This window comes from Mesorhizobium sp. M1A.F.Ca.ET.072.01.1.1 (assembly GCF_004023325.1).
GTDB lineage: Bacteria > Pseudomonadota > Alphaproteobacteria > Rhizobiales > Rhizobiaceae > Mesorhizobium.
The window spans coordinates 18,523-29,698 of record NZ_RZSF01000048.1 but is presented as its reverse complement, the minus strand read 5'-3'; the positions used below and the strand labels follow the sequence as shown (position 1 = coordinate 29,698).

At 61.9% G+C, this 11,176-nt stretch carries 9 protein-coding genes; 8 read left to right on the top strand and 1 reads right to left on the bottom strand.

Going from position 1 to position 11,176, the window contains the following annotated elements; genetic code table 11:
* A partial coding sequence (locus EOA32_RS10005) for an MFS transporter (RefSeq protein ID WP_145971282.1) occupies positions 1-387 on the bottom strand: 387 nt, incomplete at its 3' end.
* A 2,247-nt stretch (positions 388-2,634) separates the two neighbouring features.
* Between EOA32_RS10005 and ccoN the strand changes: the two genes are divergently transcribed.
* From ccoN to ccoS, 8 genes are all read left to right on the top strand, one after another.
* Complete coding sequence (ccoN, locus tag EOA32_RS09995) at positions 2,635-4,266, top strand: cytochrome-c oxidase, cbb3-type subunit I (RefSeq protein WP_128371653.1); 1,632 nt, start codon at positions 2,635-2,637, stop codon at positions 4,264-4,266.
* Positions 4,257-4,988, top strand: a complete 732-nt coding sequence (ccoO, locus tag EOA32_RS09990; RefSeq protein WP_040972688.1) for a cytochrome-c oxidase, cbb3-type subunit II — start codon at positions 4,257-4,259, stop codon at positions 4,986-4,988. Before ccoN ends, ccoO begins: the two co-directional genes overlap by 10 nt.
* Before the next feature lie 13 nt (positions 4,989-5,001).
* Complete coding sequence (locus tag EOA32_RS09985) at positions 5,002-5,151, top strand: CcoQ/FixQ family Cbb3-type cytochrome c oxidase assembly chaperone (RefSeq protein WP_040972694.1); 150 nt, start codon at positions 5,002-5,004, stop codon at positions 5,149-5,151.
* Between the two features lie 2 nt (positions 5,152-5,153).
* The gene (gene ccoP / locus EOA32_RS09980; protein WP_128371652.1) at positions 5,154-6,017 is read left to right on the top strand and encodes a cytochrome-c oxidase, cbb3-type subunit III; all 864 of its coding nucleotides are present in this window, start codon (positions 5,154-5,156) and stop codon (positions 6,015-6,017) included.
* A 200-nt stretch (positions 6,018-6,217) separates the two neighbouring features.
* Positions 6,218-7,777, top strand: coding sequence for a cytochrome c oxidase accessory protein CcoG (ccoG, locus tag EOA32_RS09975; protein ID WP_128371651.1), 1,560 nt, complete (start codon positions 6,218-6,220; stop codon positions 7,775-7,777).
* On the top strand, positions 7,774-8,289 hold the full coding sequence (locus EOA32_RS09970; RefSeq protein WP_128371650.1) for a FixH family protein: 516 nt from the start codon (positions 7,774-7,776) through the stop codon (positions 8,287-8,289). The genes ccoG and EOA32_RS09970 overlap by 4 nt, the downstream gene beginning before the upstream one ends.
* The gene (locus EOA32_RS09965; RefSeq protein ID WP_128371649.1) at positions 8,286-10,568 is read left to right on the top strand and encodes a cation-translocating P-type ATPase; all 2,283 of its coding nucleotides are present in this window, start codon (positions 8,286-8,288) and stop codon (positions 10,566-10,568) included. Before EOA32_RS09970 ends, EOA32_RS09965 begins: the two co-directional genes overlap by 4 nt.
* Positions 10,565-10,720 carry a cbb3-type cytochrome oxidase assembly protein CcoS gene (gene ccoS, locus EOA32_RS09960; protein ID WP_040972982.1) on the top strand — a complete coding sequence of 52 codons (156 nt, stop codon included), beginning with the start codon at positions 10,565-10,567 and terminating at the stop codon, positions 10,718-10,720. Before EOA32_RS09965 ends, ccoS begins: the two co-directional genes overlap by 4 nt.
* Positions 10,721-11,176: the final 456 nt, after the last annotated feature.

Here is an 11,176-nt window from a genome sequence, read left to right as displayed (position 1 = left end):
GATGGCGCTTGCCCGCTTGTTGCGGGGCACGAGCCTCGCCGCAACGACCGAGCCGATGCCGAAGAAGGCGCCGTGGCCGAAAGCGGTGAAGACCCGCGCCGCCATCAGCAGCCAGTAGTTCGGAGCGGTGGCGCAAAAGAGATTGCCGATGACGAAGAGGATGGCGAGGCCGACAAGCACTGGCTTGCGCGGCAGGCGGGCGGTTGCCATGGCCATGATCGGCGCGCCGAAGACGACGCCCAGCGCATAGCCGGTGACCAGAAGGCCGGCGGAGGATATCGAGACGCCAAGGTCGGCCGCGACCTCTGGCAGCAGGCCCATGATGACGAATTCGGTGGTGCCGATGCAGAAGGAGGCAATGGCAAGCGCTAGGATTGGCAGCGGCATGGGACGTCCCTGCTAAAACGGTCCAAGACCGAGATTGTCTGGACGGCCGCGATGCACGAGCTCCACAATAGCAGCACCGGTATCAGAAGAAGGAGAACGGCCCTTTTTCGAACATAGGCCGGGCTGTTGAGGCGGGCGGCGTCTGAGCGATGGTCGTGGACAGGACTGTTATGGCTCGGGCGACCTGACGTTTCTCCCTCATGGGCAGCGGTGGAGGAAACGAAAACATCATGAGCTGCCGATGCCGATTGCCTCCGCCCAAGTTGAGGAAATCTTGGCGAGAACTCCGGCGGCCTTTTTTCGACGCTAGCCGTTGGCCACCGCCTCACATGCCTGCGCCCGCGAGCGCGGTTCGGTGTGGAAATAATGTCTGTTCTTGCTGCTCGCCGTGAACCCCCCGGTGAACACCGGATTACGAGGTTGGCTGAACTGGCGATTCTAAACATTACAGCGCTGCGCTCCGGTGTGGAGCTCAATGCCCCTGATACCGCCAGCAAGCGCTATGCCACCTTGGGATTTGTCCCCGTCTCAGGCTCCCCGAGCTATAGGCGTTGAACGAGAAAGCATCGTGCCCTGCTCGCAGACGCGCCTCGACGCGCTAGGGTTCTTGTTATGGAGCGCAGCGGTTTCCACCGACTTGCCGTGCTCTACTCTTTGCCAACGGCCGGCACGCGGCTGAGCGATCTCATACGCGTCGCGCCACATGCTGGTCTCTAATGCCACACTACCTTGCGATTTTCGGTCATCGGTTTCGACCAGACCAGATCGTAAAGCTCGGCCCGCGTCATTCTCAACACGTATCTTCCTCTCGTATCAAAATCGCCGGCAACGTCAGCCAGCCTCTCGGCAATTTAGAAGCGCCTTACCTCCACCTAAATGAAGATTTTGTGGACGCGCTCGGGCCGCGCCATCCATCAAAATGGAACGACACGACGTAGAGGAATATCCGCCCTAATTTTTCTTACCCCAGGTAGCCTGGAAAGGACTTCCCGATGGATCTCTTCGTAGCCCCGGATGTCTTTTACGCAGACATATAGAAGGTAATCCGTCTTGCCGCTCACCGCATAGCATTCTTCGATCTCAGGATGCTTTCGAAGAGAATTTTCGAAACGCTCGACCGTGTGTGAGCTAATGGCCTCCAACTCGATCCGGACCGGGATTTTGCTACCGGTTGTCAAATTTCTCTCTCCGGTTTTTCCAACTTAAACACCTCATGGAGTCAGCCACGGTTTCAGTGGGATCGAGCTGCGGTAAGAAAACCGCTGTGCAAGGTTGACCCACGCTTTCTATTCGAAACCAAACTGCCGACGACAGAATGTTCGCGCTTTCCAGCCGACCATCTCCCTTGCAGTTGCGCGAAGACCCCCCGTATAGCCAGGCCTACACCTGGCTTGCAAGTCGCCCGACGATTGCCCGCGCAAACATGTCGTACCTGGCATCGGTCACAATCCGTGAATTCACGTCGAATGACGACGTTGTCGCCGGGGGAGGGCGTATGTTCCCTTTGGCCATCGGGACAGTACGGTGCACAGATGACGGCCCGATTGCTGGCATGGGGGCGCGATTTCATCCCGCGCTTGGCCGCAACCTCGTCGGATCATGAATACGATCGCTCTATTGAGAACGAGGGTCAAAAGCGTAGCGATGGATGACCAGCCAGCAATTCCAAGAAAATTGAGCAAGGTTTTCCGTCCGCGGCGTTCCGCTGAAGGCGTGACGTGGTCATGAAATAACTGCTGACCACCTCTACATCAGCGTCCTGCGGTTGAAGTAGATAGCGAGCCGATCGCCGGCCCCGCGAGAGGCGACCAGCGGTCCCGTCCGATCCGAGCGGCTCGCAGCGTCGGCGACGAAGGCCTTGGCACAGACGCCAAATGTTTGATTTGGCCAGCACTGTTGCCGCGTGTCTTGGTGTTGCCATTGGCCTGGCTTCGGGGCAGTCGCGCTTCGCCAATCCTCGTCCACGTCGGCAAGCCATCGACCATACTTCGCAGACCCACTCGCGTCATCAGATTGCCCGCGATTGCCACCACGCCGCAGCGGCCCGGGGCGGCGGCCTTGTTTCAGCAAGCCGGCTTCGCCGTACCGCGTTTCCTCCTTCAATCGCCACCTTCTCATCGCACCGAATTCGATGCTGCCGGTGGCAAAATCGTGCGGCTCTGACATGGATCAGGGCAAACAGGCCGCGACTGCGCAATTGATGCGACGCGGATTGGCGTCCGCCGGCATTCCAGATCGGGTCTTGCGATGAAATTTGGCACAGAGATCGTCTTTCTAGGCCTTTTTGCTTTTGGCGCCCTCGTAGCCGCCGGCTTCGGGGTAGATGAACCATTTCGCCAGCACATGTGGGTTTTGTTCTTCGCCGTGGCTGGCTTCAACGCGATGCTGATGCGCAACACCGACTTCAAGCCGGCAGTTCCAATCGACCCTGCAGCTTACATGGATGGACCAATCCGCTACGGCGCCATTGCGACGGTGTTCTGGGGCGTCGTCGGCATGCTGGTCGGCGTAGTGATCGCGCTTCAGCTTGCATTCCCTCACCTCAACATCGAGCCCTGGTTCAATTTCGGCCGGCTGAGGCCGCTTCATACCTCCGGCGTCATCTTCGCCTTCGGCGGCAATGCCCTTCTGTGCACATCCATGTATGTCGTGCAGCGCACGTCCCGCGCGAGGCTGTTTGGCGGCAATCTCGCCTGGTTCGTCTTCTGGGCATATCAGCTTTTCATCGTCATGGCCGCGACCGGCTATCTGCTGGGCATCACCGAAGGCCGCGAATATGCCGAGCCGGAATGGTATGTCGACCTCTGGCTGACGATCGTCTGGGTCGCGTATCTGATCCTTTTCCTCGGCACCATTTTGAAGCGCAAGGAACCGCATATCTACGTCGCCAACTGGTTCTACCTGTCCTTCATCATCACCATTGCGATGCTGCATGTGGTCAACAACCTGTCGATGCCGGTCTGGTTTCTCGGCTCGAAGAGCTACTCGGCATTCTCGGGCGTTCAGGATGCGCTGACGCAGTGGTGGTACGGGCACAATGCCGTCGGCTTCTTCCTGACGGCCGGCTTCCTCGGCATGATGTATTACTTCGTGCCCAAGCAGGCGAACCGGCCGGTCTATTCCTACCGGCTGTCGATCATCCACTTCTGGGCGCTGATCTTCCTCTATATCTGGGCCGGGCCGCATCACCTCCACTACACCGCCCTGCCAGACTGGGCACAGACGCTGGGCATGGTGTTCTCGATCATGCTGTGGATGCCGTCCTGGGGCGGCATGATCAACGGCCTGATGACGCTGTCCGGCGCCTGGGACAAGCTGCGCACCGATCCCATCATCCGCATGATGGTCGCCGCCGTCGCCTTCTACGGCATGTCGACCTTCGAAGGGCCGATTATGTCGATCAAGACGGTCAACTCGCTCTCGCATTATACGGACTGGACAATCGGCCACGTGCACTCGGGCGCGCTGGGCTGGGTCGGCATGATTTCGTTCGGCGCGATCTATTACATGGTCCCGAAACTCTGGAACCGCGAGCGGATTTATTCGCTGCGGCTTGTCGCCTGGCACTTCTGGCTGGCGACGCTCGGCATCGTCGTCTACGCCGCCGTGATGTGGGTTTCCGGCATCATGCAGGGCCTGATGTGGCGCGAGTACGACGAGCAGGGGTTCCTCGTCTACTCCTTCGCCGAAACGGTCGCCGCCATACACCCTTACTACGTCATGCGCGCCGCAGGCGGCGCCATGTACCTCGCCGGCATGCTGATCATGGCCTGGAACATCACCATGACCATTCGTGGCTACCGACGTGAAGAGGATCCGATGCCCGGCTCTATCGCCGCCCTCCAGCCTGCGCGATCAGGGGCCAGAAAATGGGCTTGATTGACAAGCACGCGCTGATCGAGAAGAACGCCACGCTTCTTCTCGTCGGATCCCTGCTGGTCGTGACGGTCGGCGGCATCGTCGAGATCGCGCCGCTCTTTTATCTCGACAACACGATCGAGAAGGTCGAGGGCATGCGGCCCTACTCGCCGCTCGAGCTGGCCGGACGCAACATCTATGTGCGCGAGGGATGCTACCTCTGCCACAGCCAGATGATCAGGCCGTTCCGCGACGAGGTGGAACGCTACGGCCACTACAGCCTGGCGGCCGAGTCGATGTACGACCATCCGTTCCAGTGGGGATCCAAGCGAACCGGGCCGGATCTCGCCCGCGTCGGCGACCGCTATTCCAACAGCTGGCACGTCCAGCATCTTACCGATCCGCGTTCCGTCGTGCCGGAATCCATCATGCCGAGCTACGCGTTCCTGAAGGATAAGCCGATCGAGGTGAAGGACTTCTCCACGCATCTCGTCGCCAACCGGCGCGTCGGTGTCCCCTACACCGACGACATGATCTCGAACGCGAATGCCGACCTGATGGCGCAGGCCGATCCTGAGGCCGACACGTCCGGCCTGGAAAGTCGCTATCCGAAAGCCAAGGTCGGCGACTTCGACGGCAATCCGCAGCAGGTGACCGAGATGGATGCCCTGGTCGCCTATCTGCAGATGCTCGGCACTCTTGTCGACTTCAAGAACTACGACGAAGCCGTTGGCTACCGCTGAGGAGAACAAACCGATGGACTACAACCTGATGCGCGAGTTTGCCGACAGCTGTGGCCTGCTTGGCATGGTGCTCTTCTTTGCTGGATGCGTTGCCTTCGCGCTCCGACCGGGCGGTCACAGTCAGGCTCATGAAGCCGCACACATCCCCTTCAAAGACGACTGATCATGAGCACGCAGTATATCGATGAAATGTCGGGCGTCTCAACCACCGGTCATGAGTGGGACGGCATCAGGGAACTCAACAACCCCCTTCCGCGCTGGTGGGTAATCACCTTCTACGTCACCATCGCCTGGGCGCTCGCCTACACCATCGCCTACCCCGCCTGGCCGATGCTGAGCTCTGCCACCAGGGGCGTTCTGGGCTTCTCCAGCCGTGGCGAGGTCAAGAACGAGATGGCAGCGGCCGAAGCCGCCAAAGCCAAATATGTCGCGGCGATCAAGTCCAAGAGCGTCTCCGAAATCGCCGGCGACGATGCGCTGCGCGAGTTTGCCGTCTCGGCCGGCGGCGCGGCATTCAGGGTCAACTGCGTGCAATGCCACGGATCCGGCGCGCAAGGGTCGAAGGGATTTCCGAACCTAAACGATGACGATTGGCTCTGGGGAGGCAAGACGGAGCAGATCCAGCAGACGATCACGCACGGCATCCGGTTCGCCACGGACGCCGATACCCGCCAGTCGGAAATGCCTGCCTTTGCCGATGTTCTCAAGCCCGAACAGATCGACCAGGTCAGCGCTTTCGTTGCCAGCCTTTCGGGCCCCGTCAAGGACAAGAGCCTGGTCGAGCCCGGCGCCAAAGTCTTCGCGGACAATTGCGCTGTCTGCCATGGCGAGAACGCAAAGGGCAACAGAGAATTCGGCGCACCCGATCTGACCGATGCGATCTGGCTCTATGGGCCTGGCGAAGCTGCCATTGCTTCGCAGGTACGAGCCCCGAAGAGCGGGGTGATGCCCGCCTGGATCGAGCGCCTCGGCGAGATCAAGGTCAAGGAACTTGCAGTCTATGTCCATTCGCTTGGCGGCGGAGAATAGGCGGCGGCCTGTTCTCGGCCCTCCCCCCGCCAAGCGACGAGGCCCGGCGCGAGCCGGGCCTCGACCGCGTTGCGGCAGTCCGCGATTGAACTTCCTCAACGCGACGCTGCTCGCCATGCGGCAAGGGTCGCCCGACCATCGGCCAGAACCCGTGGTCGAGTGTCGGCCGCGAACATCGTCGCTGGTCACCGGAGCTTCTCGTGCTTGATAACAAGCAGATAAAACGGCTCGAGGCCGAAGCGGTCAACTCCGCCAAGACGCGACAGCCGCTCTACGCGGCGCGCAGGAAGATCTTCCCCAAGCGCGCCTCCGGCCGTTTCCGCCAGTTCAAATGGCTGGTGATGGCGATCACGCTCGGCATCTACTATCTGACGCTCTGGCTGCGCTGGGACCGCGGCGCCTTCGCGCCCGACCAGGCCGTGCTCCTCGACTTGGCGAACCGCCGCTTCTACTTCTTCTTCGTCGAGATTTGGCCGCAAGAATTCTACTATGTCGCCGGCCTGCTGATGATGGCGGGCATTGGTCTTTTCCTGATCACATCGACGGTCGGGCGAGCCTGGTGCGGCTATGCCTGCCCGCAGACCGTCTGGGTGGACCTGTTCCTCGTCGTGGAACGCGCTATCGAAGGCGACCGCAACGCCCGGATTAAGCTGGACGCGGCTCCCTGGACGGCCCGCAAGCTATTCCTGCGCATGATCAAGCACGCCATATGGCTCGTCATCGGCGCTGCCACCGGCGGCGCCTGGATCTTTTACTTCGCCGACGCGCCGACACTGCTTAGCGAAGTCGTGACCGGCACGGCAGCGCCCGTCGCCTATGTCACGATCCTCGTCCTGACCGGCACCACCTATGTGTTCGGCGGGCTGATACGCGAGCAGGTCTGCACCTATATGTGCCCGTGGCCGCGCATCCAGGCCGCCATGCTCGACGAAAACTCGCTGACCGTGACCTATAACGACTGGCGCGGCGAACCGCGTTCGCGTCATGCCAAGAAGGCGCTGGCCGCCGGCCAGCCGGTTGGCGATTGCGTCGACTGCAGCGCCTGCGTCGCCGTCTGCCCGATGGGCATCGACATCCGCGACGGCCAGCAGCTGGAATGCATCACCTGCGCGCTGTGCATCGACGCCTGCGACAGCGTCATGGACAAGCTTGGCCGCGAACGCGGGCTGATCTCCTACGCCACCCTGGCGGATTACAACGCCAACATGGCGATGGCCACTTCGGGGGGCACCGGCCCGGTCGATCCAGCGCTGGTGAGGACGCAGAGCGGCAGCTTCGCCGACGGCCTGGCACATTTCCATCTGGGCAAGATCTTCCGGTTGCGCACCTACATCTATCTCGGCGCATGGTCGGCGATCGGCCTGGTGCTCGTCTATTCGCTGCTGACGCGCGAGCGGCTGGAGCTGAATGTCCTGCACGACAGAAATCCGCAGTTCGTGACGCTCTCCGACGGCTCGATCCGGAACGGCTACACCGTCAAGCTGCTCAACATGATACCCGAGCCGAGAACGATCGAGATTGCGCTGCAGGGCCTCGACGGCGGCGAGATGAGCATCGTCGGCATCGACCAGCCCCCGAGCCGTTCGTTCTCCATTGCCGTCGAACCCGACCGGCTGAAGACGCTCAAGGTCTTCATTCGGCAGCCGGCAGGCCAGATCAAGAAGCCGGTGCAAAGCTTCGAATTCCGCATCGGCGACAAGGCAAGTTCCGAATCCGCCGAATACACCGCCAGCTTCAACGCGCCGGAGGACGGCAGATGAGCACTGATACACAGAAGTCGCGGGAGTTCACCGGCAGGCATATGCTGATCGTCATCGTCAGCTTTTTCGCGGTGGTGATTGGGGTCAACGTCACGATGGCCACGCTTGCCCGGAAGAGCTGGACCGGCCTTGTCGTCGAGAACACCTACGTTGCCAGCCAGCAGTTCAATGAGGAAGCAAGGAAGGGAAGAGCGCAGGCCGCGCTCGGCTGGAAAGGCAAGCTGACCATTGCCTCCGGCGAGGTCCGCTACAGCGTTGCCGATGCGGAGGGAAAACCGGTGCCGCTGCACGGCGTCAGGGTGCTGTTTCGGCACCCTGCCTACGAAGCCGAGGACAAGGCTGTGACGCTCGCCGCGTCTTCCAGCGGCTCTCCTGGCGACACCGGCGAATTTATCGCCCGGCACACGCCGAAGGACGGCGTCTGGATCGTCGAGATCGATGCAGACGCGGGGCTCACGTCACCGTTTCGCGATGTCCGCCGCGTCATCATCTCGAACGGAGCCCTGCAATGAGCTGCTGCGCGCCGGGGGCCGAAATGGCATTGGAGGTCGCCAACGCGGCATCGGCAGTGCCCTCCAATGACGAAATCAAGCTGGCCAGCCGTGCGTTGGGCGGTGACAGCCACCAGACGGATTTGTCGGTGCCGGCGGTCCATTGCGGTGGCTGCATCCAGGCGATCGAGGCCGCGCTCGCCAAGCTCGAAAACGTGGAATCCGCGCGCGTCAATCTCTCGACGAAACGCGTGTCGGTCCGCTGGCATGGCGACGAAGTCCCAGCGTTGTTCGCGACGCTTGACCGGTTGGGCTATGAGGCACATCTGTTCGACTCCGAAATCCAAGAGAAGGACAAGACCCTTTCGGAATTGATCCGGGCCGTCGCCGTCGCAGGCTTCGCGGCCGGCAACATCATGCTGCTTTCGGTGTCGGTCTGGTCCGGTGCCGAAGGCGCGACGCGGGATCTGTTTCACTGGATTTCCGCGCTGATCGCCATCCCGGCGCTCGCCTTCGCCGGCGGGATCTACTTCCACTCGGCTGCGAACGCGCTGCGTCATGGCCGCATGAACATGGACGTGCCGATCGCGGTGGGCGTTTCGCTCGCCTACGCGATGAGCCTCTACGAGACCATCAATCACGGCGAGCATGCCTATTTCGACGCCTCGGTGTCGCTGCTCTTCTTCCTGCTGATCGGGCGCACGCTGGATCACGTGATGCGCGAGCGGGCGCGAACCGCGGTCAATGGCCTGTCGCGGCTTGCCGCGCGAGGGGCTGTCGTCCTGCGCGACGACGGAATACGCGAATACGTGCCCGTCGCCGAACTCGCGCCGGGAATGCGCCTGCTCATTGCGGCCGGCGAGCGGATACCGGTCGACGGCGATATCGTCAGCGGGAATTCCGACCTCGACTGCTCGATCGTCTCCGGCGAGAGCGCGCCGAAAGCCGTGAGCGCCGGCATGCATGTCCAGGCCGGCACGCTGAACCTGACAGGTCCGCTGACGATGCAGGCAACCGCCGCGGCGAAGGATTCCTTCCTGGCGGAAATGGTCCGGCTGATGGAAGCCGCCGAGGGTGGCCGCTCGCGCTACCGGCGGATCGCCGACCGGGTATCGGCACTCTACGCGCCCGTGGTCCATCTGGCGGCTTTCGTCACCTTCCTCGGCTGGATGGTTGCGTCCGGCGATTGGCACCGCGCCCTGACCATCGCCATCGCCGTGCTCATCATCACCTGCCCGTGCGCGCTCGGCCTCGCAGTTCCGATCGTCCAGGTGGTGGCGGCCAGGCGCCTGTTCGAGGCCGGCGTCATGGTCAAGGACGGCTCGGCCATGGAGCGTCTCGCTGCAATCGACACGGCCGTGTTCGACAAGACCGGGACACTGACTTTGGGGCGCCCAAGGCTGGTCAACGCATCCTCGGTCGATCCGAGCATGCTTGCGATCGCGGCAGACATGGCGGCTCATTCCAACCACCCGTTCTCCAGGGCCATCGCCAGCCATGCGGGGTATTCCGGCCAGCCGGGTGTCGAATCCGTCAGCGAGCATCCGGGCTTCGGCGTGGAAGCGACAACGGAGGGAAATACGTGGCGCCTCGGGAGGCGGGGATGGGCAGGCTGGAAGGCGCGCACCGGTGGCGAAGGCAAGCTCGGCGGCTATGGCGGCACCGTGCTCTCAAGGAATGGAAACATCGTCGCGTGCTTCGCGTTTGAGGATGCGCTTCGGCAAGACGCCAAGGCAACGATCCAGCAGTTGAAGGCCGCCGGGGTGTCGGTCGATATCTTGTCCGGAGACACCGCGAAGGCCTGCGCCGAGGTTGCCAAATCGTTGGGAACCGACAATTTCGTGCCGGCGCTGCTGCCCTCCGGAAAGGTGGAATGGATCGAAACGCTGACCCGCGCCGGACACAAGGTGCTGATGGTCGGCGACGGCCTCAATGACACACCGGCATTGCGGGCGGCACACGTTTCGATGGCTCCCGCAACCGCGGCCGACATTGGCCGCCAGGCCGCGGATTTCGTCTTCCTGCGCGAAAGCCTCCTTGCGATCCCTCTGGCGATGGATGTTTCGCGCAGGGCCGGCCGGCTCATCCGCCAGAACATCGCCATCGCGATCGTCTATAATGCCTTTGCCGTGCCGATCGCCATTCTCGGACATGTAACGCCGCTCATCGCGGCGATCACCATGTCCGCTTCCTCGCTGCTTGTCATTGGAAACGCCCTGCGCCTGCAAGGCTTTGCACCCACCAAGACGGCTCCTTCGGCAACGGGTGCGGGCATTCGCCCATGGGGGCAGCCCTCATGACGACGCTCGTCTACCTGGTACCAGCAGCGCTGTTCCTTGGCGCGCTTGGGCTATCCGGCTTTCTATGGGCATTGAGCAGTGGTCAATACGAGGATCTCCACGGGGCCGCTGAGCGCATCCTCATCGACTGGGACGACAAGCTGGAACGCTGACCTGATCACTGTGCCGGCAATCGTACGGATATCGGTGGTCAGCCGGGTCGATTTGGTCGGGGCCAGACCGCCAAGGCTTCCACAGCGAGCTCGCCAAGTGCGTTCAATCAGCCCTGCCGCTCGAAGGACTTGTCGCCCGTTCCTCCGTGCGGGCGGCTCACGTGACAATTACGTCGCACGGCGGATAGGAGCGTCCGATGTTTGCTTAGAAATGCTGCCGAGCCGATGCGACTGGCGCGAAAAACGGATGAGCCAAGATTAAGTTTGCCGAACGTACGCCGCAGCGGCGCCCGTCATTCCAGGATGACGTGACCACATGGCATTTTCTTGGGCCGTTGACCAGTCGAGCATAAAACCCGCCGCTGTCGGCTTTGCCGCGTCTGGCTGATCCAGATCAAGGTTATCTTCTGACCGGCGTGGTTACGTCGACCAATCCTTCAAGGGAGAGGGAGAATG